Below are 27000 nucleotides of genomic sequence, written 5' to 3' on the forward strand. Positions count from 1 at the left end.
TTAGGTTTGGATGAATATCTTCTTTAAAAAATGGATGGAAACCTGAAAAATTGTAGTGATGCATATAATTTCATTAAGCAATTTCAATTTATGCCAAAAAATTGCAATAAATGAATGTATATTGAGTTATAACTATTTAAGGTTTAGTTATCTCACGAAAGCTTCAGTTCGACCCCTATCTAAGGCATTTTAGCTAAATGGTGCTTTCTTAACAGGAATATTACTATATATTTGTTTATCATTCATTCATAAGGAAAATGAAAAAAACTACAATCTTATTGATCGCGACTATATTTTTTGTCGACTTTTCAATATTTGCACAGGAGGATAGTGGGGATCGTGTGATAACTACGGCTGTTCCCTTTTTGCTTGTAGCGGCAGATGCCAGAGCTGCGGGGATGGGAGACCAGGGGGTAGCTACTTCTCCAGATGTTTTCTCTCAACAATGGAATCCGGCAAAGTATGCTTTTGCAACCAGTGAAAACGGAGTTTCTGTTTCTTATACGCCTTACCTTAGTGAGATTGTGAATGATATCTTTCTTGGTAGCTTGAACTATTTTCATAAGATAGATGATAGAAGTGCGGCTGCAGCCTCACTAAGATATTTTAGTCTTGGTTCCATCGAAACCAGGGAAATCTTTGAGCAGATGCCAATCCTGGTAAATCCAAATGAACTCACTTTTGATGTTTCTTATTCCTTAAAGCTAAGTGATTATATTTCCATGGCTGTAGCCGGCCGGTATTTAAGATCTGATCTTGGTTTACAGGATAATGAAGATCTTGGTGCAGCCTCTACTTTTGGAGTAGATGTGGCAGCTTACTACCAAAGCGCAAATCTTACCTTCGCAGGTTTTGATGGGCAATGGAGATTAGGTGCCAATATTGCGAACATTGGACCTAAAATGAAATATGATGATGCCGGGCAGGAAAACTTTATTCCAACCAATTTAAAACTTGGAGCTGGTTTCGATTTTATTTTCGATGCAGATAATAAGCTAGGGACATATGTAGAATTCAATAAACTTCTGGTTCCAACTCCGCAAGATTTTAACGGTGACGGACAAATAACTGCTGAAGACGATCTTATTTATAATGAAACCAGTTCAATTGGTGGTATTTTCGAATCCTTTGGAGATGCTCCGGATGGTTTTTCAGAAGAATTGAAAGAAGTGACAGTTGCAGTAGGAGCAGAATATTGGTATCAGGAAAAATTTGCTTTGAGAGCAGGTTATTTCAATGAAAGTGATCAAAAAGGTTTTAGAAAATTCTTCGCACTTGGAGCTGGCTTTGCTTACGAATCTGTAGTTATTGATGCTTCTTATTTGTTCTCGACCTCTACAGTGCCTAGTCCGCTGGAGGGGACACTTAGATTCGGTTTAAGCTATAACTTCGGCGATACTTTCAATAATTAAAAAGAACATTTTAAATTATAAGCAAATCGGGAATCCTTTGGGTTTCCGATTTTGTTGTCTTTAATAATCACTAATGAAAAAATTAGATATTACTACCAGTCTCGAAATATATGATTCTGTCCAGGAGCTTTCCGAAGAATTACAGGGTCTTATGAAACAGGCAGTTGAAGTAAGAGACAAGGCATATGCACCATACTCGAAATTTAAAGTAGGTGCAGCAATCTTACTTGACAATGGTGAGGTTGTCGTGGGAAGCAATCAGGAAAATGCATCCTATCCCTCTGGTCTTTGTGCTGAAAGAACCGCAGTTTATTATGCTGGAGCGAAGTTTCCTGAATCCAAAATCCTGAAGATCGCAATTACTGCGCGTTCTTTGAACCAGGAAATCACCAAGCCAGTCCCACCTTGCGGAGCCTGCAGGCAGGCGTTGGTAGAATACGAAGTGAAGCAAAAGGAAGCTATCGAGCTGTATTTTATGGGTGAAACCGGAGAAGTGATGAAAGCAGCATCGGTCGCAGAGATTCTACCTTTAGTTTTCGACAGTAATTGTCTATAAGGTTTTCGTAATTTTTTGCTTTAAAACTGTTTTCGTTTCTTGTTGAAAATAGTATTTTTGTTATCCGCTCGGCAAAACCAATCTGTCTGGCCTTTTAAATATAAATTTTAGATGAAGAAAATTACAAAAGCCACATACTTAAAGTGGTACGAGGATATGTTGTTCTGGCGTAAATTTGAAGACAAGCTTGCGCAGGTTTATATTCAACAGAAAGTTAGAGGATTTTTACATTTATATAACGGGCAGGAAGCAATTTTAGCCGGAGCATTACATGCGATGGATCTTGAGAAAGATCGTATGATCACTGCTTACCGAAATCACGTTCAGCCAATAGGTATGGGTGTGGACCCAAAAAAGGTAATGGCAGAGCTTTACGGTAAGAAGACAGGTACATCCATGGGACTTGGTGGTTCTATGCATATTTTCGCTAAAGAACATAGGTTCTACGGAGGTCACGGGATCGTTGGTGGTCAAATTCCACTAGGTGCCGGTTTAGCATTTGCAGATAAATATCACAAGAGGGACAACGTAACCCTAACTTTTATGGGGGATGGTGCTGTTAGACAGGGTTCTCTTCATGAAACGCTGAACATGGCAGTAAACTGGAACCTTCCAGTAGTATTTTGTGTGGAAAATAACGGATACGCGATGGGAACATCTGTAGCTCGTACTTCTAAAGATACAGAGATCTGGAAGCTAGGTAATGGTTACGAAATGCCATGTGGTCCTGTAGACGCTATGGATCCAGTAAAGGTTGCTGAAGCTTTGGATGAAGCTATCACACGTGCTCGTAAAGGGGACGGTCCAACTTTCCTTGAGTTGAAAACCTACCGATATAGAGGTCATTCAATGAGTGATGCTCAAAAGTACAGAACCAAGGATGAGGTAGCCGATTATCAAAAATTAGATCCAATCACCAAGGTGAAGAAGATTATACAGGATAAAAAATACGCTTCAGATAAAGAGATCAAGGAGATCGATAAGCGAGTAAAGGAAAAAGTGGCAGAATGTGAGAAATTCGCAGATGAGTCAGATTTCCCAGATAAGAACATCATGTACGATGTTGTTTACGAACAGGAAGATTATCCATTTCTAGCACATAAATTAGATTAAGCTATGGCAGAAGTTATCAAAATGCCGCGTTTGAGCGATACCATGGAAGAAGGTACCGTTGCAAAGTGGTTAAAGAAAAAAGGAGATAAAGTAGAAGAGGGAGATATTCTTGCAGAGATCGAGACCGATAAGGCGACGATGGAGTTTGAATCTTTCTATGATGGTACTTTGCTTCATATAGGTGTTGAAGAAGGAGACGGTGCACCAGTTGACGAGCTTCTGGCAATTATTGGTGAAGAAGGAGAAGATATTTCAGACCTTATTGAAGGTGGTGGAAAATCTTCAGATTCTTCGGAAGATACAGAAGAGGCTAAAGATTCTTCAGATGATGATTCCGAAGAGAAGAAAGAAGAGAAGAAAGAGAGTGAATCTGATTCAGATAATGAATCTTCTGAAGATTCTGATTCTTCAGGAGGTATTCCTGAAGGAGTTGAGGTGGTGAAAATGCCACGTCTTAGTGATACAATGGAAGAAGGAACTGTTGCAGCCTGGCTGAAGCAGGAAGGAGATAAAGTAGAAGAAGGTGATATTCTTGCTGAAATCGAAACTGATAAAGCAACGATGGAATTCGAGTCTTTCTATGAAGGAACGCTTCTAAAGATCGGAATCCAGGAAGGTGAGTCTGCGAAAGTTGATAGCTTACTAGCTATTATCGGACCTGAAGGTACAGATGTTTCTGGTATTGATGGTTCTACAGATACTTCAGCCAAGAAGAAATCTTCAAATTCTTCCGAAGAAGAACAAAAAGAGGAATCGAAAGATTCAGATAAGCAGGAAAAAGAAGATAAGAAATCGAGTGATTCTTCATCTCACGATGGAAAACGAATTTTTGCATCTCCTCTGGCTAAAAAAATGGCCGAAGACAAAGGAATTGATCTTGCAGAAGTAGATGGTTCCGGAGAGAACGGTAGAATCGTTAAGAAAGATATCGAAAACTTTAAAGGAGCTGAAAAGAAGGAAACTGCTACAGAAGCAAAATCAGACTCTTCAAAAGAAACTACTGCTTCAGTACAGCCATACACGCCAGCAGGTGAGGAGAGCTATGAAGAGCGTAAAAACTCTCCAATGCGTAAAACGATCGCCAAGAGACTTGGAGAATCTAAATTTACAGCACCACATTACTATCTTACTATAGAAGTAGATATGGCAAACGCGATGGCTTCACGTAAACATATCAACGAAATGCCTGATGTTAAGGTGTCTTTTAATGATATGGTGATCAAAGCTTCGGCGATGGCCTTAAGAAAGCACCCGCAGGTGAATAGTCAGTGGACAGGTGATACGATGAAGCTTGCAAACCATATTCATATGGGAGTTGCGGTTGCGGTCGATGAAGGATTGGTAGTTCCAGTACTTAAATTCGCTGATCAAATGTCACTAACTCAAATTGGAGGTAATGTGAAAGATCTTGCCGGAAAAGCTAGAAATAAAAAGATACAACCAGCCGAAATGGAAGGAAGTACCTTTACTGTTTCTAATCTTGGAATGTTCGGGATTGTAGAATTTACAAGCATTATTAATCAGCCAAACTCAGCAATTCTTTCTGTTGGAACGATTGTAGAGAAGCCTGTAGTTAGAAATGGTGAGATCGTAGTTGGTAACACAATGAAACTTACCCTTGCTTGTGATCACCGTACAGTAGATGGAGCAACGGGAGCTCAGTTCCTGCAAACTCTAAAAACATATATGGAAAACCCAGTGACGATGCTGGCATAAGTTTAGCCGTCATAACTATATTTGAATCCCGCATAATTGCGGGATTTTTTTATCTTTAGCTTTATGAGAAATATTACATATAAAGGTAAAATAGTAGGTTTGACATTGGCAGTTGCAGGATTGTTATCCTGTAATGCGCAAACTGCTGAGAATGTTATAGACAGTAAAGAGGTTGCTGAACATCTGGAATACTTAAGTTCTGATGATTTATTGGGGAGAAAGACCGGTACAGCCGGAATCGAAGAGGCCGCCAGTTTTATAGAAAAAGAATTTGAAAGTGCCGGAATCAAACCTTATTTCGAAACTTACCGGGATAGCTTTCAGGTTAAAAATACTGATGGATTTAATATAGTAGGATACCTTGAGGGAAGCGACGAAAAGCTCAAAAATGAGTTTATCGTGATAGGAGCTCATTACGACCATATTGGGGAAGGAAAACCGGTTGATGGAGATGCTATAGCCAATGGTGCTAATGATAATGCTGCTGGAACCGTTGCAGTTTTAGCACTGGCAAAAGAGTTCGCCAAGCTTAACAATAATAAAAGAAGTATCCTGTTCACATTATTTTCTGCGGAAGAGATGGGATTAGTAGGATCAAAACATCTTGCTAAAAGATTAAAATCACAAGAGCTTGATCTTTATGTCATGTTCAATATAGAAATGATTGGGGTTCCAATGAAAGCCAAGGATTATCAGGCTTATCTCACCGGATTTGAAAAATCCAATCTGGCTGAAAAATTCAATGAATATTCTAATGGTGAGAAAGTACTTGGATTCCTGCCTCAGGCGCAGCAAATGAGTTTATTCAAACGCAGCGACAACTATCCATTCTACGAAACCTTTGGTGTGCCATCACAAACTGTTTCTACATTCGATTTTTCAAATTATAATTACTACCATCACGTAGATGATGAAGCTGAAAAACTTGATCCTGAATTTATGTCTGAGCTTATCAGTGCTTTGATCCCAGGGCTTACTAAAATGGCAAATTCTGAAGAGAAAGAAATTAAAATGACGAGTAATGAGTAAAATTGTGATTACCGGAACCAGTCGTGGAATTGGATTTGAAATGGTAAAGATCTTTGCAGAACAGGGTCACGAAGTTCTGGCACTTTCCAGAAATGATGAACCAGTCAAAAATCTAAGCCTTGATCAGGTGAATGGGCTCGCATTCGATATTACCAGTATTTCTGAAATTGAAAGTGTTGGTAAATGGATCGCTGAAAACTGGGACTCAAATGTTGATATTCTAATAAATAATGCAGGAGCACTTTTAAATAAACCTTTTGCTGAATCTACTATGGAAGATTTTTCAGAAGTATACAAAGTGAATGTGATAGGTTTGGCAGAGCTTACCCGCCAGTTATTACCATTTATGAGTGCTGGAGGTCATGTCTTGAATGTAAGTAGTATGGGCGGAATACAGGGAAGTATCAAGTTTCCGGGACTTGCTGCCTATAGTTCTAGTAAAGGTGCAATTATTACGCTTACAGAGTTACTTGCTGAAGAATACAAAGAGAATGGTCCGGCCTTTAACGTTCTTGCACTGGGTGCTGTTCAAACTGAAATGCTTGAAGAAGCTTTTCCTGGTTACGAGGCACCGGTTTCTGCTGAAAAAATGGCGAAGTATATAGCCGATTTTAGTCAGAATGGTCAGCAGTTTTATAATGGTAAAATTTTGCAGGTTTCTAATAGTACTCCATAAATTATGCGAGAAATTCTTTCAAAATATCTTCCGGCTAAGGCTGTAGAACCTATCTCTGAAATGATCAGGTTACATTCGGTTCATTTGAAGATCGTAAACGAAAGAGTGACGAGACATGGTGATTACCGGAGAATGCCAGATGGCTCTCAACAAATCACCATCAATTCCAATTTGAATAAATATAGGTTTCTAATTACGACCGTGCACGAGATCGCGCACCTGGTAGCTTTCGAAAAATATGGAAGAAGTATTAAGCCACATGGGCAGGAATGGAAACATTGTTTTAGAAGTTTGATGTTGCCTTTTATCAGACCTGAGGTTTTTCCAGGTTCTTTATTGCCGGTGATAGCGAATCACTTCAGAAATCCTAAGGCATCCAGTGATACAGATGCGCATCTTTCCGTAGCATTAAAAAGTTATGATCCCGAGAATGATAAGAATTATGTCTTTGAGATCCCTTCCGGAAGTATTTTCAGAATTCATAATGGAAAAACTTTTAAGAAAGGGGCTAGAAAAGTAAAAAGATTTGAATGTCTGGAAATTGATACCGGACGCATATATTTGTTTCAGCCTAATGCTGAAGTACAACTGCTAAAAGTTTAAACATGACTGGAACCAAAAAAGACAATTATTACGCTATTCTTATGGCCGGTGGAGTCGGTTCCAGGTTCTGGCCTGCCAGCAAGAAATCTTCACCCAAGCAATTTCTGGACATACTCGCTGTAGGCGAAACTCTATTTCAAACCACTTTTAAAAGACTGTCGAGATTAATTCCGCAGGAAAACATCTACGTGCTAACCAACGAAGATTACGTAGATGTGATCAAGGAACAGATTAGTTCGATCCACGATGATCAGATCGTTGCAGAACCAACTATGAGAAATACTGCACCCAGCATTTTACTGGGATCCATGAAGATCTACAATAAAAATCCAGATGCCAGTATCGTGGTTGCTCCAAGTGACCATTGGATCAAGGAAGAAGCGGATTTTATTACAGCTTTAGAAAAGGCCTTTTTAGAGGTAGAAAATAGTGATAAACTTATTACACTTGGTATTCAGCCAAATAGCCCCAATACAGGTTATGGGTATATAGAGTATGATAAAGATGAAAAGGCTGAAGTAAAGCCGGTAATCAATTTTACTGAAAAACCAGGGGAGAAGAAAGCACAGGAGTTTTTGGATGCTGGGAACTACGCCTGGAATGCAGGTATTTTTATATGGCGAGCGGAGACGATCATTGAGAATTTTAAAACTCACTTACGTGAAATGTACGATCTGTTCGCGAAGGCCGAAAAACTCTTGAATACTAAGGAAGAAAAACAATTTATAAAGGAGAATTATCACCTGGCAGCTAATATTTCTATTGATTACGGCATCATGGAAAAGTCGGATAAAGTATATATGATCCCTGCTAGTTTTGACTGGAACGACCTGGGGACCTGGTCTTCTGTCCAGTCTGAACTTCCAAAAGATGAGTATGGGAATACCTTGATCAAAGCCAGGATGCTTTCAGAAAACTCTCATAACAACATAATTTCCACTGAAAGTAATAAATTGGTAGTGGTACAGGGACTTGACGACTACATTATCGTGGAGGATAAAGATGTCCTAATGATCATACCAAAATCTAACGAGCAGCAAATTAAGGAATGGCGACAGAATGTTATGGAGAATTACGGTGATGAATTAGGTTAAGATGCAGGAACAGCAAGCTCCCAAAGAAGAACCGAAAGATAAGCTTTCGGAAAATCTCAGTAAAGACGCAAAGCAGATAAGAAGCCAGGCGCGAAATTTCCTAAGCCGATTGCTGGATATACGTCCGGATACCGATAGAGAATCGACGGTAGAAGCCGTGCAGAAGGATATATCCTTTAAAGGTCATAATGCCTGGATCCTGATATTCTCCATTTTTGTAGCTTCTATTGGTTTGAATGTAAGCAGCACAGCAGTAGTAATAGGTGCCATGCTTATTTCTCCCTTAATGGGTCCTATTGTTGGAATTGGGATGGCCGTAGCCATTAACGATGTGGATACACTAAGACGTTCGTTCGTCAATCTTGGAATAATGGTAGGACTTAGTGTTTTAACTGCCACTGTTTACTTCTTTATCTCACCTGTAAAAAACGAAACACCAGAACTTGTAGCAAGAACATATCCCACCATACTGGATGTACTTGTAGCGATTTTTGGTGGACTTGCGTTAATAGTAGCGAAGACCAAAAGAGGAACTATCGCCAGTGTTATTCTTGGAGTTGCGATTGCTACGGCTTTAATGCCACCACTATGTACTGTAGGATATGGTATAGCCAATGCTAAATGGGAATATGCTCTTGGTGCGTTGTACTTATTTTCAATTAATGCCGTATTCATAGCTTTATCAACATTTGTAGTAGCCAAATTGCTTGGTTTTCCATTGGTACGTTATGCGAATAGCAAGCGAAGGAAAAGAATCGCGCAGATTGCTTCCACTATTGCCATTATCGTGATGATCCCAAGTGTTGTTCTATTCGTTAAGCTTCTAAGAGAGCAGGTTTACCATAGTAAGGCTGAAGAATTTATTGCAAACAACCTTCGATATAATGGAGCTGAGATTATAAAAAACACCAGTGATTTCAAGGATAGGGAAATTGATATTTATTTTATAGGGAATCCTGTTCCAAACGCAACGATAGAAACCTGGAAAAGCCAGATGAAGGAAATTGAAGCATTGGCAGGTGCTGAGCTAATAGTTCACCAAGGGGCGGATCAATCACAGGATATGGATATGCTGTCGAGTCAGCTAAGAAGTGGTATTCTTGAAGATCTTTATGTCAAGAATCAGGAAGTGATGGCGAACAAAGACAAAAGAATTGAGCTTCTTGAAAAAGAGTTGTCCAAGTATCGCGGAGAAAAATTCAGTTTTACTGAATTGAGTAAGGAAGCAAAGATCAATTATGAAGACATTGAAGAAATAGGATATTCTAATCTAATTACCACGAATTTCCAGAAGACTGATACTATCCCAACCTTTACTGTAACCTGGGATAATAATTTGCGTGGGGAAAAGCTAAAAGTTCAGCAAGATAAATTTGGCCAGTGGATGAAGGTGAGACTCAAATTAGATACAGTAGCGATTAAGAATGTTCGCTGATCAAGATTTTTTGCTAATCTTCTTTATTTAATTTCCTAAGCTTAAAATTAAGATATTGGTGACTATTAGGTAATCTACGCAAGTGTAAATGAGTTCAATTAGGAAAATACTGACTTTTATTTTTCTGAAGGTCTGCTTGATTTTGAACTCAAGTTGCTCAGATGAAAAAAGTAATACAAATCTGGACTACGAAGATTACAACCCGAGGCACTTTTACGAAGTAACCGGAAGGGTTATAGAAAACAGGCGAAGCTACCATATTCCCAAAACCAATATTCTATTCTATGAATACTTTGTGGAGAAGGAAAAACCATTAAAGAGCCAGGAAGAAAATCTAAAAGTGCATCTAAATAGGGGTGAAAAGTTTATTGTTTTAGTACATAAAGAGGATAGTACGATAAGTTTCTTCGGATATGTTGATCCAAGGTTTAGAAAAGAGTCTTTTGAAATGGCAAAAGAATAAGCACGTCAGACTTTTAAATAAAAAATGCTTCAAGGAAAGAGTTTAGTTCATGACGTCAAGAAGGATCGAGACATCGCAATGTAGGGTAAGCTGATAAAATGTTATTAAAATTTTAGGAATATAATTAGTCTCCTAAGTAAGCTTTTTTACTCACGCAACTAGTGATAGCCCCACTTTTCAACAAGGCTAAAAAGTTCTATAACTATGTTTTAGTTTCTAGTGTCCTTTTAGCTGAGCTTCGCGAACCTTCTTAAATAGGTTTGATGAATAGACAAAGTCAGTTACTGTTTTATCCTCTGTAGTAAAAATTTCCTCCTTTGTTCCTTTCCATGCTAGGAGTCCGTCTTTGAGAAATGCTATCTTTTCTCCAATTTCAAGCACAGAGTTCATGTCGTGAGTAATCAAGACAGTAGTAATATCATTTTCATGAGTCAGCTGCTGTATTAGATTATCAATAACAGTTGCTGTCTGTGGATCCAGACCCGAGTTTGGTTCATCGCAAAAAAGATATTTGGGTTTATTCACGATTGCTCTGGCAATCGCTACCCTTTTTTGCATCCCTCCACTAATTTCTGAAGGCATTTTGTTTTCACTTCCATCGAGGTTGACACGTTCCAGTACTTCAGTAACCCGATCTTTCATTTCAGATCTTTTCTGGTTAGTGAACATTCGTAATGGAAACATCACATTTTCAGCAACCGTCATGGAGTCGAACAAGGCACCGCCCTGAAACAACATTCCAATTTCGGTTCTAAGTTCACGCTGTTCCTGATCTGAGAATGTGGAGTAAGGCTTTCCATCGTATTCAATGGTTCCTTGATCTGGTTTGAACAATCCAAGCATACACTTCAGAAAAACACTTTTCCCAGACCCAGATTGACCAATGATAAGGTTCGTTTTACCGCGCTCAAATTGATAGTCAATACCTTTTAATACTTCCTGACCGTTAAAACCCTTATGTAAATCCTTTACCTGTATCATCTGCTAGCTTAATAAAAGTTGTGTTATAACGTAGTTGGTAATGATCAAAACTACACTCGTCCAAACGAAAGAGGTAGTAGAAGCTTCTCCAACTTCAAGCGCTCCTCCTTTCATGAAATAACCATGATAAGCCGGAACTGTGGCCAGAATGAATGCAAATAATATTGTTTTTATAAAAGCATAGGTAAGATGAAAACCTATAAAGTCATCCTGTAAACCAGTTAGAAACTGATCGCTCGTAACAAATCCGCCATAAACCGCCGCAGTATAAGCGCCCGCAATTCCCAGAAACATCGATATAGCTATAACAAATGGGTACGTTAACATGGCAATAACCTTGGGGAATATCAAATAATTCTTTGAGTTGATTCCCATAACCTCAAGAGCATCGATTTGCTCTGTAACGCGCATGGATCCTATACTGGAAGTGATAAAAGATCCAACTTTACCAGCCATAATAATAGAAATAAATGTTGGAGCGAATTCCAAGATAATCGACTGTCTTGCCGCGAAGGCTACCAGTGATTTTGGGATTAATGGATTGTTAAGGTTTAAAGCTGTTTGAATAGCAACAACCGCTCCTATGAAAAAAGACAGGAATGCTACAATTCCCATAGAGCCCATAATAAGCTCGTTAATCTCCTTAAATATTAGATTTCTTAGAACCGAGCCTTTGGTCATTCTGCCAAAAACTCCCTTGAGCATTATAAAGTATTCCCCAATGGAGTACAGGTACGTCATCAATTCAATTTTGTCCAGCTAAAATACTAAAATTTCGGTCTAAAGTATTTAACGCTTAATTAAACTTTAGCGTTTCAAGTTTAGTAATTTTGGGAATTCAAACTAATTTTTTAAAGAATGAAACGAAGCTTGATCATACTACTGATGCTAATAAGTTTTAAACCTGTTAGTTCACAGATCACAAAAGAAAAACCGAAGCTGGTAGTTGGTATCGTTGTAGACCAGATGCGCTATGATTACCTAACCCGATTCTGGGATCAATTTGGAGAAAACGGATTTAAGAGAATGGTTAATAATGGCTATAACTTTAAAAATCATCATTTCAATTATGTACCTACCTATACCGGCCCTGGGCATGCGTCAGTATTCACTGGAACGACTCCGACAAATCATGGTATCATAGGAAATAACTGGTATAACAAGTTCGAAGATTCGTTTGTCTATTGCGCAGGTGATGATGGAGTGAATCCAATAGGGACTGCAGACCGTGCTGGAAAAATGTCGCCGCATCGTATGAAGTCTACCACTTTTGGTGATGAGAACAGGCTGCAAACCCAGGGAAAGGGAAAAACCATCGGGGTAGCTTTAAAGGATCGTGGAGCAATACTTCCAGCAGGTCATGCTGCAAATGCCGCTTACTGGTTTCATGGCAAGAATGAAGCGAAATGGATCACAAGCTCTTACTATATGGAGCAATTACCTCAATGGGTGCAGGATTTTAATGATTCTGGTATCGCGAAGTCTTATTTGAAAGAATGGGCGCCGTTGAAGGACATCACAACATATGAGCAAAGTGGGGTGGACCGTAATGAATTTGAGTTTGGTTTCGACGGAAAAGAAACTGCAGATTTCCCTTATGACCTGAAAACACTGGCCAAAGCAAATGGCGAATATGATCTAATCAAGGCCACACCTTTCGGAAATGATCTTACTGCCGAATTTGCTAAAGCTGCGATCAAAGGTGAAGAACTAGGAATGGACAATATTACAGACGTTCTTACTCTTAGTTTTTCCAGTACCGATTATGTTGGCCACAACTTTGGAGTGAATAGTAAGGAAATTCAGGATACCTACATGAGATTGGATGAGAATATTGCCGATGTTCTGCAATTTCTGGATACTGAGGTTGGCGCTGGGGAGTATGTGGTTTTTCTAACCGCAGATCATGGTGGAGTAGATGTTCCTGCCTATCTAAGGTCTAAAAAGGTGCCAGCTGGTTATTATGATGAATTAACCATGAAGGAAAAACTGAATAAATTTTCTTCTGAAACGTTCAAAAATGATAGTCTTATAAAAAATATAAGCAACAGCCAGATCTTCCTGAATTACGATGAATTATTAGCTGAAGATCTCAGTGTGGAAGAAGTGACTTCTAAAATGTCTCATTTCTTATTGAAACAGGAGAAAATATCTAGAGTATTCACGAGGCATGAACTTCAGATCGGGGCGTTTTCAAACCAAATTGGAGAACTTATTCAGCATGGGTATAACCAGAAGCGTAGTGGAGACCTGGTATTTGTAATCGATCCTGGTTATATTGTATACCCTGATAAGGGAACGACTCATGGAAGTGGGTTCGCTTACGACACACATGCGCCTCTTCTTTTCTTCGGAAAAGGTATCAACAAAGGTGAAACTTACGAGAAAACATACATTAGAGATATTGCACCTACTATTTCAGCGATGCTGGGAATTGCTTTCCCAAATGCCAGTACGGGAAAACCTTTAAAGGAAGTGTTAGAGAGGTAATTTATAAAGAAACTTATTTTTTATTGCGTCCCAACGCAATTTTCTAATAAAACGGCCTTCTTCTTCGGATACGAGAAAAGGTCGTTTTTTCTTTCTGGCATTAAAGAAACCAGATAGATAATGTAAAAAAGCGAAAGGATTCATCTTTAGAGCAGCAAGTTTAGCTGAAGCGATCATGCTTAAAGCAATTCCATATCGAAGTCTGTAGAATGCCTCTCCTTGCTTACGACCAGAATGCTCAAAGTAATTCATTCCAGTGGGACGAAGATGTTTTACCAGAAGATTTTCATCGGTCACAACTTTCCATCCATGAAATCTAGCCAGAAGTTCATCTGCTGTATCCCAGCCCATGGCAGGTTTAAGTTCCCCAATTTGTATAAAACAATGTTTGCTGTAAGCTTTTAGTGCGCCACGAATGTGATCCTTGCCTGTAAGATTTTCGGGAATCCATTTGTCCTTTCTCTGGACACTGCAAAAACCTCCAGCCATTCCAACACCCGGTTCCGACTCAAATATCTCAACGATCCTTTGCAGGTAGTTTGCAGGAAAAATAAGGTCGGCGTCAAATTTACAAATGATATCAAAGTCATCGTCTAATTGATAGAATCCCTGATAGAATGCATTGATAACCTTACTGCCAGGAGCATGTTCTACAGAAGATTCATTCTGAACGAGATCTATAAAGTCATATTTTTTAGCAAAACCCTCGACAATTTCTGAAGTTGCATCTGTAGAGTTATCATCCACAACCATTATTTTCGCAGGTTTCAACGATTGCTCAGCCAGCGACTCTAGTGTCCTGCCAATAATATTTGCTTCGTTATGTGCCGGGATAATAATATAGATTCTCACGAAATGGAAATTTCAGTAAGTGGCTAAGATAGAGTATTAGATCCTTTCAGCATAGACTGCATAGTACCTTGGAGTAAACTTCCGAAGAATAGGGCGTAACCCAATTTTCTTCACTGGATGTGCCCATTGAATACTGTCTTTTATCTCCCAGCCACTTTTTTCAAGCAACCAGTCAAACTGCCATTTTTCAAATTCATGATAATGCCGGTCCCAAGGATCGGTCTTGCTACGATAGGCCGGAGAAAACCATAATTTTAACGGAACGCTTACTACAAGTTTAGGAGCTTTGATCTCTTTCAGAATGTTATATGGAGCGAGTAGATGTTCGAAGATTTCGAATGCCGTAACGCAATCATAAGAATTTGTTTGAACCGCCCCAAAATGATCGTCCAGATCTTCTCCTTTGGTATTATTTACCAGAAAACCCTCCTTTTCCATAATTTTTGAAAACGGATTGGGAACTCCCAGATCCAGAATTCGTTCATCCCTGGAGATATGATTTTCTAAAAATTTCAGTGTTTTCTGAAAGCGTTTTTCCGGGAAACTTTGTTCGTACATTATACCTGGTAAGTGATCGCATTAATGTTCATTCCTGCACCAACGCTGGCAAACATTACAACGTCACCTTTCTCAAGTTTTTGATGGTCAATTTTACCTTTACGTACAAGGTCCAGAAGAGTTGGAACAGTAGCTACACTACTATTTCCCAGTTCGTGGATGGTCATAGGCATCACATGTTCAGGCGCTTGCATATCGTGTAATTTGTAGAACCTGTTGATGATAGCTTCATCCATCTTCTCATTCGCCTGGTGAATAAATACAGTTTTAAGATCTTCGATAGATTTACCGCTATTTTCCAGGCAGGTTTTCATCGCTTTTGGTACGTTGACCAGGGCAAATTCGTAGATCTTCCGGCCATTCATTTTTATAAAACGAATATCTTCGGAAGATTTACTGTTATTGGATTTTCCGAAGTAGATATACTCAGATTCCTGCAATGAGAATGTTGCCGACTCATGAGATAGAATACCTCCCGTCTCTTCCGAAGCTTCTAAAATTGCTGCTCCGGCACCATCAGAAAATATCATGCTATCTCTGTCGTGACTATCTACAACCCTGGATAAGGCTTCAGCACCAATTACCAGACATCGTTTCGCAATTCCAGCCTTAATAAATGCATTTGCCTGCACCATACCTTCGATCCAGCCTGGACAGCCAAAGAGAATGTCATACCCTACACATTTAGGATTGCTAATCTTCAATTTTGCCTTGACCCGGGTAGCTAAACTAGGTACGGTATCGCTTTGAACGGTGTTGGATTTAACGTCTCCATAATTATGAGCAACTATGATATAATCAAGAGTTTCAGGGTCTATTCCAGCATCTTCTATAGCTTTTTTACTAGCCAGAGTTGCAATGTCTGAAGTATTCATTTCAGGTTCAATATACCTGCGTTCTTCAATGCCGGTAATAGCTTTGAACTTGCGAATCGTAGTTGGATTGTCCTGAGGAAAAGAACTCCCGTCGAGATTAAAAAACTCATGTTGCTCAAAGTCAGCATTTCTTGTGACAACATTAGGTATGTAACTTCCCGTACCGGTAATTTTAAAATTCATCTGACTCTGAGATTATAAATATTTCACAATTTAATTAAATAGCCTTAAGCTACATTTATAATTTAAAACTTTTTGGTCGAAAAAAAACCTGCCAGTTGACAGGTTTTTATTTCTAAAGTGCTATCTGGCTTATACTTCGGCATATTCTTCAGTAGGAGGACAGGTACACATCAGGTTCCTGTCTCCGTAAGCTTCATCTACACGTCGTACACTTGGCCAGAACTTATTGTCATGCAAATGGCTTAATGGATAAGCTGCTTTCTCACGACTATACGGTAAATTCCATTCGTTAGCGGTAAGCATATGTATGGTATGCGGAGCATTTTTCAAAACATTGTTGGGTTCATCTGCAGATGCTTCGTCTATTTCTTTTCGAATTGAAATTAGCGCATCACAGAATCTATCCAGTTCAGGTTTTGATTCACTTTCAGTTGGTTCGATCATTACCGTTCCAGCTACCGGGAATGATACTGTTGGAGCATGGAATCCATAATCGATCAAACGTTTTGCAATATCTGTAACTTCAATACCTTTTTCTTTAAAGGGTCTGCAATCTACGATCATCTCATGTGCAGCACGTCCTCTTTCTCCGGAATAAAGGGTCTTATAATGTCCGTTCAAGCGTTCCTTTATGTAATTAGCATTCAAAATAGCATATTCTGTTGCCTTTTGAAGGCCGCCAGTACCAAGCATTTTGATGTATCCATAAGAAATAAGGCAAACGAGGGCTGAACCCCACGGAGCTGAAGAAATCGCACCAATCGCCTGATCTCCTCCGGTTTTGATCACCGGGTTTCCAGGAAGGAAAGGTTTCAACTGTTCAGCTACACAAATAGGACCCACTCCAGGTCCACCACCTCCGTGAGGAATGGCGAAAGTTTTGTGCAGGTTCAGGTGACAGACATCAGCGCCAATTTTCCCTGGATTGGTAAGTCCAACCTGAGCGTTCATGTTAGCGCCATCCATATAAACCTGACCGCCATTTTCGTGAATGATATTGGTTACTTCACGAATAGCAGATTCAAATACCCCGTGTGTAGAAGGGTATGTAACCATTAGTGCAGCAAGATTGTCCTTGTGTTTTAATGCTTTTTCGCGTAGATCATCAACGTCTATATTTCCATTTTCAGTGGCCTTGGTGACAATCACTTTCATCCCGGCCATTACTGCTGAAGCAGGATTTGTACCGTGAGCAGACGATGGGATCAGGCAAATATTTCTATGACTGTCTCCATTCGCTTCGTGGTATGCACGTATAACCATTAAACCAGCATACTCACCCTGCGCTCCAGAATTTGGTTGCAAAGAGGTTGCTGAAAATCCTGTAATTTCAGTTAACTGATCTTCAAGTTCTTTTAATATGGTTTGATAACCCTGAGCCTGGTCTACCGGAACAAAGGGATGTAAATTTCCCCACTGCGGATTACTTAAAGGCAACATTTCTGAAGCCGCATTTAATTTCATGGTACAGGATCCAAGACTTATCATGGAGTGGTTCAGGGAAAGATCCTTGCGTTCCAGCTTTTTAATATAACGCATCAATTCAGTTTCTGAATGATACAAGTTGAATACTTCGTGAGTTAAAAATTCGGTTGTACGTTGAAGTGACTCCGGAATTCTAATTTCAGAAGATAATTCAGAAACTTCATTAGCTTCTTTATCACTTAATTCAGCAAAAACTGCAATGATAGCGTTCAGATCGTCTGTAGTAGTGGTCTCATTGATTGAAATACAGGCACTTTCAGAATCAGGATAGAAAAAGTTTATTTCGTGCTTTTCAGCAATAGTTTTTAAAGATTTAGCGTCAACCTTTACATGTAGCGTATCAAAATATGCCGAATTCTGCTGTTCGAAACCAAGATTTTTCAGACTGTCCTCCAGGCTAACTGCAGTCGCATGAACAATACCTGCAATGTACTCCAGTCCGCGTGGTCCGTGATATACCGCGTACATTCCCGCCATAACGGCAAGAAGAACCTGTGCAGTACAAATATTGGAAGTTGCTTTATCTCTTTTGATATGTTGTTCACGGGTTTGCAATGCCATTCTAAGGGCACTATTCCCGTCAATATCTTTTGTAAGACCAATAATACGTCCAGGAAGGTTGCGTTTAAAATCCTCTCTGGTTGCAAAAAATGCTGCATGTGGTCCCCCATATCCTAACGGAATTCCAAAACGCTGCGTAGTTCCAACAACCACGTCTACTCCAAGTTCTCCCGGAGCCTGAAGCATTACCAAGCTAAGTATATCTGCCGCAAATGCAGTTTTGATATTAGCTGCTTTACAATTTTCAACAAATTCTTTATAATCGAAGATCTGTCCGAATTTCCCAGGATACTGAACAAGCGCCCCAAAGTATTCTTCAGAAAAGTCAAATTCCTCATGATCTCCAACAATCATGTCGATCCCAAGGAAGTTAGCACGCGTTTCCATTAGAGAAATCGTCTGAGGTAAAGTTTGTTGAGAAACGAAAAATTTATTGACGTTTGCTTTTTTCTGATCTCTTTCGCGAACAGAGAATAAAAGTGCCATAGCTTCGGCTGCAGCAGTAGATTCATCTAATAATGATGCATTCGCTAGCTCCATACCGGTAAGATCGCTTACCATGGTCTGGAAATTTAGAAGAGCTTCCAATCTACCCTGAGCGATTTCTGCCTGGTAAGGCGTATACGCAGTATACCAACCCGGATTTTCCAGAATATTTCTCTGGATTACCGCTGGCAGGATGCTTTGATGGTATCCTAAACCAATGTAGGTTTTATATAATTTATTCTTTTCTGAAAGCTTCTTAATATGTTCTGCATACTGGTTCTCACTCATTGCTTTTGGCAGATTAAGCGGGTTTTCCAGCCTGATATCATCAGGAATTGTTTCGTATATAAGTTGCTCTATAGACTCAACGCCAATAGTGTCCAACATTTCCTGAAGATTTCCAGCTTTGGGACCAATATGGCGTAATGCGAAAGAATCTGTTCTCATCAATAAATTAAGTTGTGTTTTTGTGGCGCAAAAGTACATAATTCCGAGCTAATTTAAAGTTGTTTAGAGGTATACAGTTGTTAAGATTTTTGGGTGACCAAAAACTAGTAAAGAATATGTAATTTCGTAAGATGAGGTACTTTTGCAAGGCTTTTGACTTATATATTAACAGCAGCATCCACGTTGCTCTTGCGGTGTTATGTTTCGCGCTTATAAGCATGCTGGAATACAACCTAACGATTGCCATTGATCTACTTGCTTTTATTTTTTTCTCGACAATAACCGGTTATAATTTCGTCAAATATGCTGGTATTGCGAAACTGCATCATTCCAGTCTGGCGGGAAACCTGCGAATCATTCAAATATTTTCTTTTGTAAGTTTTCTGGCGTTGATCTATTTTTCTCTTCAACTGTCAGTAAACGTCCTTGTAGCAACGGGGATCCTTGGCTTACTAACACTTTTGTATGCGCTACCGGTTTTTGGAAACAGCAGGAATTTGAGAAGTCTAGCGGGGATTAAAATATTTGTGATTGCAATGGTATGGGCTGGAACTACAGTTTTGCTGCCCGTAATCAATGTTCAGCAACTGCTGAATCAACCAGTGCTTATAGATTTCTTCCAGAGGTTTTGTATGGTGGTAGTGCTCACGCTACCTTTTGAAATAAGAGATTTAATCTATGACTCTGATTCTCTTGAAACCATTCCCCAAAGAATTGGAGTGCGAAAAACAAGGATCTTTGGGGTTGTTTTATCGATACTGATATGTGTTATTGAAATATTTCAGCGGCAATTCCGCGGTTATAGTCTTCTAGCTTTATTTCTGGTGTGTGTAATTATTGGAATATTCCTGCTAGGTAGTAGGGAACGGCAGTCTAAATATTATGCGTCTTTCTGGGTGGAGTCGACTCCCATAATGTACCTGGGAATTCTGTTGCTTATGAAGTATGTTCTTCCGAATGCAGTTTATTAATTCTTTCACGCCACTCTTTCTTTTTTTCTTCGGAACAACATTCCAAATTTGCTTCTTTCAGCTTACGGGTAAGTTTAGAATTTCTGCTGGAAAATGTGCGGCAGGTTCTGCAGAAGGCAAGATGGATGGTTAACTTGATCTTTTCGAAAAAACCGGCTTCATCGTACTGTGCTTTTGTGCAACAGGTAGCTGCTTCAGAACAGTCAACAAAAAGAGATTTACTTTTTTTACTCATAATTAAAACCAGTTTTTTTCCATGCATGCAGCCAGAGCAGTTCTGGCGCGGTGAATAATAACCCACAAATTAGACGGCGTGATATCAAATTCATTACAGATCGCTTCCGTGTCAACCCCATCTATAGTTTTACGCTTAAAAATTGCTGCTTGCTTTTCGTTGATAGAGTCCAGACAATCCAGAATTGCCAGTCCAAGTTCATTATTTTCCATGTCATCCTCGGCGGTACGGTCAAATTGATCTGGAACCTGTTCTTCCAGCCATTCACCTTCGCTATCTTCTCCAGTATAATTGATCTTAACTTCTGCCTGACCTTTCGCTGAATTATTACGACGATAATGATCAATGATCTTTCGTTTAAGGATTGAGATAAGCCAGGTTCTTTCGCTGGCTTCGCCCTTAAAATTCTTAGCAGATTTTAAGCCCGCCAGGAAGGTTTCAGAAATTAGGTCATTAGCGACCTCACGGTCATTTACACGCACGATCGTATAATTAAACAGATAATCTGAATATCTGTCTACCCATTTATTAGGATCAAGTTGGTTTGAAGGCATGTGTGCTTGTGACGGTTGCAACTCAAAAATATGAAAAGAATGGCGATCCCTAAGCTTTATGGTCAGGTTTTACCATTCTTTTTCAGAATTTTTTAATTACTGATTAGACCAGCTCTTCTTAATAGAGCATCTGGTTTTGGTTCTTTTCCGCGGAAGCGTTTGTACAGTTCCATTGGATGTTCTGTACCGCCTTGCGAGAGTATATTATCTTTAAATTTATCTGCGATATCCTTGCTGAATATTCCGTTTTCTGTAAAATATTCGAACGCATCTGCATCCAGTACTTCTGCCCATTTATAAGAATAATATCCTGCAGAATAACCACCCTGGAAAATATGGGAAAATGCTGTACTCATACAATTACTCGCCACCTCCGGGAATAATTTGGTAGGTTCGAATGCTTCTGTTTCATGTGCCTTTACATCACTTACATTCGAAGGATCCTGAGCATGCCAGCTAAGATCTAACATTCCAAAGCTTAACTGTCGTAAGGTTGCCATACCTTCCAGGAAGTTAGACGATTCCTTGATCTTAGTAATGTAATCCTGTGGAAGTGCTTCACCGGTTTTATAATGTTTTGCAAAGAGTTGCAATGCCTCTTCCTCGTAACACCAGTTTTCAAGAACCTGGCTTGGTAGTTCTACAAAATCCCAGTATACATTGGCGCCAGAAAGACTTGGGTAAGTTGTATTTGCGAGCATACCGTGTAAGGCATGACCAAATTCATGGAATAATGTAGTTACTTCATTAAAAGTTAATAATGAAGGTTGTTTCTCTGTTGGTTTAGTGAAATTGCATACAATTGATATATGGGGTCTCTCATTCTGCCCGTTTTCTATCGACTGTTGTTTGTAAATAGTCATCCATGCACCATCTCTTTTTCCGGGGCGAGGATGAAAGTCGGTATAAAACAGAGCAATATCATTTCCTATAGTATCGGTAACATTATAGGTTCGAACATCCTGATGATATACATCAACATTAGTTGTTTGTTCGAAATTGAGTCCGTAAAGTTTCCCTGCAATAGTAAACACACCATCAATCACTTTCTCTAACTGGAAATATGGTTTCAGCTTTTCGTCATCCAGATCAAATAATTTCTGTTTCAGTTTTTCTGCATAATAAGCCGAATCCCATTTTTGTAAGGTATCGATCTGGTCAAGATCTTTGGCGAACTTTTCCAATTGACTAAACTCTCGTTCTGCTGCAGGTCTTGCTTTTTCCAGCATTTCCTCCAGAAAAGACTCTACTTTCTGCGGGGTTTCTGCCATACGCTCTTCAAGTACAAAGTGCGCATGGGATTCAAAACCAAGTAGTTTTGCTCTTTCATATCTCAGTTTTGCGATATCAAGTACATTTTGCTGGTTATCCAGTTCATCACCTTTAAAAGCTCTCGAACCAAATGCGAGAGAAAGTTCCTTTCGCAACTCCCTGTCATCGGCATATTTCATGAATGGAATGTAGCTAGGGTATTCGAGACTAAATATCCAGCCTTCGGTATCTTTAGATTTAGCAATATTCCTGGCTTCTTCTTTGAAACTGTCAGGTAATCCACCTAAACGAGATTCTTCGGTGACAACCAGCTCATATTTATTGGTTTCAGCTAAAACATTTTCATCAAACTGCAACTTTAGCTTAGATAGTTTTTTGTCGATCTCACGTAAGGTCTGCTGATCTTCGTTAGTCAGGTTGGCGCCGTTACGCGTAAATGCTTTGTACTTCTGGTCCAGTAAGGTAATTTGCTCCTTGCTGAGGTCCAGCGATTCTCTTTGATCGTAAACCTTCTTGACTCTTTTGAAGAGTGTATTGTTCAGAATAATATCATTCTTGAATTCTGAAAGTAGAGGAGAAACATCCTGAGCGATCTTCTGAATTTCTTCATTAGTTTCCGCAGAATTTATATTGAAGAAAATGCTGGTAACACGATCCAGTTTCTTTCCGGAAAACTCTAATGCTTCGATCGTATTTTCGAAGGTTGGTTCTTCCTTACTGGAGGTGATAGCCTCAATATCTTTTTGGGCAAGTTCTATAGCCTTAAGAATGGCAGGTTTGTAATCTGATGTTTTTATGCTTGAAAAAGGAGCCTGATTAAAATCTTCCAGTAATATATTTTGAGAGCTCATGAATGTAAGTTTAACGCTTTTGCAATATTATATGAACGTTATTGCAAAAGATCTAATTAAAATTTCTATTTTAGCCTTTTAATCGATTAAAGATCAACTTATAACGATACAGTAGTATAACAAGTTCTGGTTAAAATTTAGAATGGTTAATAAATAATAACGGATTAAAGGTTTACTGCTTGGGGATCACATTGTGATCCCTTTTTTATTTCTTTTTCTGAACGCTTTTCGCGCCTTCGATCACCTTCTGTTTAAGACCTTCTTTGTAGACAAGGATCTTGTCCATTACGCATTTATCTGCCGTGCCCATTATTTGCGCAGCCAGGATACCTGCGTTCTTAGCGCCATCGAGTGCTACGGTCGCGACAGGAACACCGCCAGGCATTTGCAGAATTGACAATACTGAATCCCACCCATCTATGGAGTTTCTTGATTTCACTGGAACTCCAATTACTGGCAATGGGGACATGGACGCAACCATCCCTGGAAGGTGAGCTGCACCACCGGCACCTGCAATAATAACTTTGATATCTCTTTCATGAGCGTTTTTACTAAAATCGAATAATTTCTCGGGCGTACGATGAGCGGAAACGATATCTACTTCCACCTGTATGTCAAATCCTTCCAGTATATCGATTGCTTCCCGCATTACAGGCATATCGCTGGTACTACCCATGATCACAGCTACTTTTCCCATCTTATAATTTTTTACTAATAACTTGAATACTATTCTTTACTTCTTCAGCGATCCTTCGAGCTTCGCCAAGGTCTTCATTTACGATCGTTACATGACCCATTTTTCGAAAAGGTCTGGTAATTTTTTTGCCATAGATATGCGGAGTAACTCCTTCCATACCCATGATCTTTTCTATGTTTCTATATTGAACTTCACCTTCATGATCTTCATCACCTACCAGATTTACCATGATCCCGCCAAGTTTACTATCGGTTTTACCTAAGGGCAGATCCAGAATAGCTCTAATTTGCTGTTCGAACTGGTTGGTGTAGGAAGCTTCAATGCTATAATGACCACTATTGTGAGGCCTTGGAGCCACTTCATTGATCAAGATTTCATCGTCTTCAGTCTGAAACATTTCAACCGCAAGTAATCCTACGTGTTCAAATGCTTCGGAAACCTTTTCAGCCAGTTTCCTTGCTTTTTCAGCTACATTATTTTTAATACGTGCTGGACAAATGACATATTCTACCTGGTTTGCCGTGGGATGAAATTCCATCTCCACAACAGGATACGTGCGAACTTCACCTGAAGGATTCCGTGCCACGATAACCGCCAGTTCATTTTTGAAAGGCACAAGATTTTCAGCAATACATTCTGTATCGGGAAGATTGGCGAGATCAGCTTCTGTTCTTATAACCGATACTCCTTTTCCATCATAACCACCGGTAGCACTTTTCCAGACGAAAGGCAAGCTTACTTTTTGCTTGTTGACCTCTGATTTTAAATATTTCAGATTTGGAAATCTTTTGAAGGCTGCAGTTGGTAAATTGTGCTGTTCGTAAAATTCTTTCTGTACCGCCTTATTCTGAATTTTCTCAAGCGTTGCTGCGGAAGGGTATGTTTTAATGCCTTCGCTTTCCAGCTGTTTTAAAGCTTCTATATTAATACCTTCAATTTCGAAAGTTAATGCATCTGCTTTTCTACCAAACTGAAGCACAGTTTCATAATCCATTAGATCTCCCTGCTCAAAATAGTCGCAGGAAATTCTTGAAGGAGCCTCCGGACTTGGATCCAGCACAAGTGTCTGGATATCGTACTTTCGGGTCTCATAAAGCATCATTTTGCCAAGCTGGCCACCACCTAGAATTCCCAGTTTAAAGTCTGATGAGAAATAATTTACCATAAGTTAATTCGGCTTTTCGCAAAAATAAGTTATTCCTGATTCCTGCCATATTTATTCAGCAAGAATTCGGGAAGGCGGGCTTGTATAGATTCCTTATCTTTGCCACTTAAAATTGCTGAATTTTGATAAAGCTACACGATCTGGAATTCGAACCTTTTATCTCTGAGGATGAAATTACGAAAGCCATCGATACTATTGCTAAACGATTGAATGACGAATATGCAGGTAGAAAACCAGTATTCATCGGGATCCTGAATGGCTCGTTCATGTTTGCTTCCGAAGTGATCAAACGTTTTGAGACTGACTGCGAAATTAGTTTCGTAAAAATGGGTTCTTATGAAGGCACCAAAACTACTGGAGAAGTCAAAACCTTATTAGGCTTGGGACAGGAACTTGCCGGTAGGGAAGTTGTTCTTCTGGAAGATATCGTGGATACCGGTAATACGCTCGTTGAGGTTGATAGAATATTAACTGAAGCAGGCGTAGCTAACTACCAGGTGGCAACACTTTTTTTCAAACCTTCAGCTTACAAAAAAAATGTTCCGGTACAAATTATCGGGATGGAGATACCTAATAAATTTATTGTTGGTTACGGTCTTGACTACGACGGTCTGGGCAGAAACCTAACTCAAGTATACAAACGCAAAGAAAGCAAAATGACAAATCTAGTGCTGTTTGGCCCTCCGGGTGCAGGCAAGGGAACTCAGGCAACCATTTTAAAGGAAAAGTACGATCTTATACACATTTCTACGGGAGATGTATTCAGGTATAATATCAAGAATCAGACTGAACTTGGGCTGAGCGCAAAATCGTTTATTGATAAGGGACAGCTCGTTCCCGATGAGGTTACCATCAATATGCTAAATGCTGAAGTTGAAAAAAATGAAGGTGCTAACGGATTTATTTTTGACGGATTTCCAAGAACTGAAGCCCAGGCGGAGGCATTAAGCGAATCTTTGGAAGCGAAAGGTACTGAGGTAAATGCCATGATCGCACTGGAAGTAGAAGATGAGATCCTTGTGGAAAGATTGCTGGAAAGAGGTAAAACTTCAGGTAGACCAGATGATGCTGATGAGCGTGTTATTCGCAACCGCATCAAGGTTTATTATGCTGAAACTGCCATTTTGAAGAATTTCTACCAGAAACAAAATAAGTATTACGGAGTGAATGGTGAAGGTAGTATAGAAGAGATCACTGCTCGACTGAGTTCTGTGATCGATGATTTAATGAAATAAGATATGACTGAAGGGAATTTTGTTGATTACGTGAAGATTCATGTTTTCTCCGGAAAAGGAGGGAAAGGATCTGCGCACCTGCATAGAGAGAAATATATAACCAAAGGAGGTCCCGATGGTGGTGATGGTGGTCGTGGTGGTCATGTAATCGTAAAGGGGAATGAGAACCTCTGGACATTATTCCATCTTAAGTTTAAACGTCACGTTAAGGCTGAGCACGGTGGTAATGGGAGTAAACAAAGAAGTTCTGGTGCCCAGGGTACAGATGAGTATATCGATGTGCCATTAGGTACTGTGATCAGGGATACTGAAACTAACGAGATCATTAAAGAAATTACTGAAGATGGTCAGGAATTTATAATTGCTGAAGGCGGTAAAGGTGGGTTGGGAAACTGGCATTTCAAAAGTTCAACCAATCAGACTCCAAGATATGCTCAACCAGGAATTGATGGGCAGCAGGTGGATATTACCCTGGAACTAAAAGTTCTTGCAGATGTTGGTCTGGTAGGTTTTCCTAATGCTGGAAAATCAACCTTGCTTTCAGTTATTACTGCTGCAAAACCAAAGATCGCCAATTATGAATTTACCACATTAAAGCCAAATTTAGGGATTGTTCAGTATCGAGATTTTCAAACTTTCGTGGTGGCAGATATTCCAGGGATCATCGAGGGAGCAGCAGAAGGTAGAGGTCTTGGACATCGATTCTTAAGACATATCGAGCGTAACTCAACGTTGCTATTTCTAATTCCTTCAGATGCGAAGGACATTAAAGAGCAGTACGATATTCTAGTTGATGAGCTTAGGCGATACAACCCTGAATTAATGGATAAGGACAGGTTGATCGCAATTTCCAAAAGTGATCTTTTAGATGAGGAACTTAAGGCAGAAATGAAATCACAGCTTGATAAAGAACTTGATTTTCCATACCTGTTTATTTCTTCCGTAGCTCAAAAAGGACTGCAGGAGCTTAAGGATAAATTATGGCAAATGCTTAATTAAGCTTGT

Annotated in this window: 25 protein-coding genes; 14 read left to right on the forward strand and 11 right to left on the reverse strand. The window is 39.5% G+C overall.

Annotated features, from left to right (window positions below; all coding sequences use genetic code 11):
* Window positions 1-257: 257 nt before the first annotated feature.
* From porV to T8I65_RS02500, 10 genes are all read left to right on the forward strand, one after another.
* On the forward strand, window positions 258-1412 hold the full coding sequence (gene porV, locus T8I65_RS02455; RefSeq protein ID WP_322301900.1) for a type IX secretion system outer membrane channel protein PorV: 1155 nt from the start codon (window positions 258-260) through the stop codon (window positions 1410-1412).
* Between the two features lie 73 nt (window positions 1413-1485).
* Window positions 1486-1968, forward strand: coding sequence for a cytidine deaminase (cdd, locus tag T8I65_RS02460; RefSeq protein ID WP_322301901.1), 483 nt, complete (start codon window positions 1486-1488; stop codon window positions 1966-1968).
* 111 nt (window positions 1969-2079) lie between these two features.
* The gene (pdhA, locus tag T8I65_RS02465) at window positions 2080-3081 is read left to right on the forward strand and encodes a pyruvate dehydrogenase (acetyl-transferring) E1 component subunit alpha (RefSeq protein ID WP_322301902.1); all 1002 of its coding nucleotides are present in this window, start codon (window positions 2080-2082) and stop codon (window positions 3079-3081) included.
* A gap of 3 nt (window positions 3082-3084) precedes the next feature.
* Window positions 3085-4797 (forward strand): pyruvate dehydrogenase complex dihydrolipoamide acetyltransferase, encoded by a 1713-nt coding sequence (locus tag T8I65_RS02470; RefSeq protein ID WP_322301903.1) that lies wholly within the window; start codon window positions 3085-3087, stop codon window positions 4795-4797.
* 63 nt (window positions 4798-4860) lie between these two features.
* On the forward strand, window positions 4861-5826 hold the full coding sequence (locus T8I65_RS02475) for a M28 family metallopeptidase (protein WP_322301904.1): 966 nt from the start codon (window positions 4861-4863) through the stop codon (window positions 5824-5826).
* Complete coding sequence (locus T8I65_RS02480; protein WP_322301905.1) at window positions 5819-6502, forward strand: SDR family oxidoreductase; 684 nt, start codon at window positions 5819-5821, stop codon at window positions 6500-6502. Before T8I65_RS02475 ends, T8I65_RS02480 begins: the two co-directional genes overlap by 8 nt.
* Window positions 6503-6505: 3 nt before the next feature.
* Entirely contained in the window at window positions 6506-7105 is a 600-nt protein-coding gene (locus tag T8I65_RS02485) for a SprT-like domain-containing protein (protein ID WP_322301906.1), read from the forward strand.
* Between the two features lie 2 nt (window positions 7106-7107).
* Entirely contained in the window at window positions 7108-8199 is a 1092-nt protein-coding gene (locus T8I65_RS02490) for a mannose-1-phosphate guanylyltransferase (protein WP_322301907.1), read from the forward strand.
* Between the two features lies 1 nt (window position 8200).
* Window positions 8201-9634: a DUF389 domain-containing protein gene (locus tag T8I65_RS02495; protein WP_322301908.1), complete on the forward strand. Its 1434-nt coding sequence runs from the start codon at window positions 8201-8203 to the stop codon at window positions 9632-9634.
* A 142-nt stretch (window positions 9635-9776) separates the two neighbouring features.
* Window positions 9777-10097, forward strand: coding sequence for a hypothetical protein (locus T8I65_RS02500; protein ID WP_322301909.1), 321 nt, complete (start codon window positions 9777-9779; stop codon window positions 10095-10097).
* Window positions 10098-10313: 216 nt separating this feature from the next.
* Here T8I65_RS02500 and T8I65_RS02505 read toward each other — a convergent pair whose 3' ends face one another.
* Together T8I65_RS02505 and T8I65_RS02510 are read right to left on the reverse strand one after the other, a co-directional pair.
* A complete protein-coding gene (locus T8I65_RS02505; RefSeq protein WP_322301910.1) occupies window positions 10314-11078 on the reverse strand; it encodes an ABC transporter ATP-binding protein in 765 nt (254 codons plus the stop codon).
* Window positions 11079-11081: 3 nt separating this feature from the next.
* On the reverse strand, window positions 11082-11819 hold the full coding sequence (locus T8I65_RS02510) for an ABC transporter permease (protein ID WP_322301911.1): 738 nt from the start codon (window positions 11817-11819) through the stop codon (window positions 11082-11084).
* A 117-nt stretch (window positions 11820-11936) separates the two neighbouring features.
* On the opposite strand from T8I65_RS02510, the gene pafA reads away from it, so the two are divergent.
* Window positions 11937-13568, forward strand: coding sequence for an alkaline phosphatase PafA (pafA, locus tag T8I65_RS02515; protein WP_322301912.1), 1632 nt, complete (start codon window positions 11937-11939; stop codon window positions 13566-13568).
* Here pafA and T8I65_RS02520 read toward each other — a convergent pair.
* From T8I65_RS02520 to gcvP, 4 genes are all read right to left on the reverse strand, one after another.
* Complete coding sequence (locus T8I65_RS02520) at window positions 13557-14420, reverse strand: glycosyltransferase family 2 protein (protein ID WP_322301913.1); 864 nt, start codon at window positions 14418-14420, stop codon at window positions 13557-13559. The two genes, pafA and T8I65_RS02520, sit on opposite strands and share 12 nt — an antisense overlap.
* Before the next feature lie 36 nt (window positions 14421-14456).
* On the reverse strand, window positions 14457-14978 hold the full coding sequence (locus T8I65_RS02525) for a methyltransferase (RefSeq protein WP_322301914.1): 522 nt from the start codon (window positions 14976-14978) through the stop codon (window positions 14457-14459).
* Window positions 14978-16036: a ketoacyl-ACP synthase III gene (locus tag T8I65_RS02530; RefSeq protein ID WP_322301915.1), complete on the reverse strand. Its 1059-nt coding sequence runs from the start codon at window positions 16034-16036 to the stop codon at window positions 14978-14980. The genes T8I65_RS02525 and T8I65_RS02530 overlap by 1 nt, the downstream gene beginning before the upstream one ends.
* A 129-nt stretch (window positions 16037-16165) precedes the next feature.
* Complete coding sequence (gcvP, locus tag T8I65_RS02535; protein WP_322301916.1) at window positions 16166-19015, reverse strand: aminomethyl-transferring glycine dehydrogenase; 2850 nt, start codon at window positions 19013-19015, stop codon at window positions 16166-16168.
* Between the two features lie 131 nt (window positions 19016-19146).
* Between gcvP and T8I65_RS02540 the strand changes: the two genes are divergently transcribed.
* Window positions 19147-19986, forward strand: coding sequence for a hypothetical protein (locus T8I65_RS02540; protein ID WP_322301917.1), 840 nt, complete (start codon window positions 19147-19149; stop codon window positions 19984-19986).
* On the opposite strand, the gene T8I65_RS02545 is transcribed toward T8I65_RS02540, so the two are convergent.
* From T8I65_RS02545 to T8I65_RS02565, 5 genes are all read right to left on the reverse strand, one after another.
* Window positions 19952-20221 carry a hypothetical protein gene (locus T8I65_RS02545; protein WP_322301918.1) on the reverse strand — a complete coding sequence of 90 codons (270 nt, stop codon included), beginning with the start codon at window positions 20219-20221 and terminating at the stop codon, window positions 19952-19954. The two genes, T8I65_RS02540 and T8I65_RS02545, sit on opposite strands and share 35 nt — an antisense overlap.
* Before the next feature lie 2 nt (window positions 20222-20223).
* Window positions 20224-20775: a sigma-70 family RNA polymerase sigma factor gene (locus T8I65_RS02550; protein WP_322301919.1), complete on the reverse strand. Its 552-nt coding sequence runs from the start codon at window positions 20773-20775 to the stop codon at window positions 20224-20226.
* Between the two features lie 92 nt (window positions 20776-20867).
* Entirely contained in the window at window positions 20868-22898 is a 2031-nt protein-coding gene (locus T8I65_RS02555) for a M3 family metallopeptidase (RefSeq protein ID WP_322301920.1), read from the reverse strand.
* A 205-nt stretch (window positions 22899-23103) separates the two neighbouring features.
* Window positions 23104-23595, reverse strand: a complete 492-nt coding sequence (gene purE, locus T8I65_RS02560; protein ID WP_322301921.1) for a 5-(carboxyamino)imidazole ribonucleotide mutase — start codon at window positions 23593-23595, stop codon at window positions 23104-23106.
* A gap of 1 nt (window position 23596) precedes the next feature.
* Entirely contained in the window at window positions 23597-24760 is a 1164-nt protein-coding gene (locus tag T8I65_RS02565; RefSeq protein ID WP_322301922.1) for a 5-(carboxyamino)imidazole ribonucleotide synthase, read from the reverse strand.
* Between the two features lie 122 nt (window positions 24761-24882).
* Between T8I65_RS02565 and T8I65_RS02570 the strand changes: the two genes are divergently transcribed.
* Together T8I65_RS02570 and obgE are read left to right on the forward strand one after the other, a co-directional pair.
* Window positions 24883-25995 carry an adenylate kinase gene (locus tag T8I65_RS02570; RefSeq protein WP_322301923.1) on the forward strand — a complete coding sequence of 371 codons (1113 nt, stop codon included), beginning with the start codon at window positions 24883-24885 and terminating at the stop codon, window positions 25993-25995.
* A gap of 3 nt (window positions 25996-25998) precedes the next feature.
* The gene (gene obgE / locus T8I65_RS02575; protein ID WP_141876816.1) at window positions 25999-26994 is read left to right on the forward strand and encodes a GTPase ObgE; all 996 of its coding nucleotides are present in this window, start codon (window positions 25999-26001) and stop codon (window positions 26992-26994) included.
* The last annotated feature ends 6 nt before the right edge of the window (window positions 26995-27000 follow it).

It is taken from the genome of Christiangramia sp. OXR-203 (assembly GCF_034372165.1).
GTDB lineage: Bacteria > Bacteroidota > Bacteroidia > Flavobacteriales > Flavobacteriaceae > Christiangramia.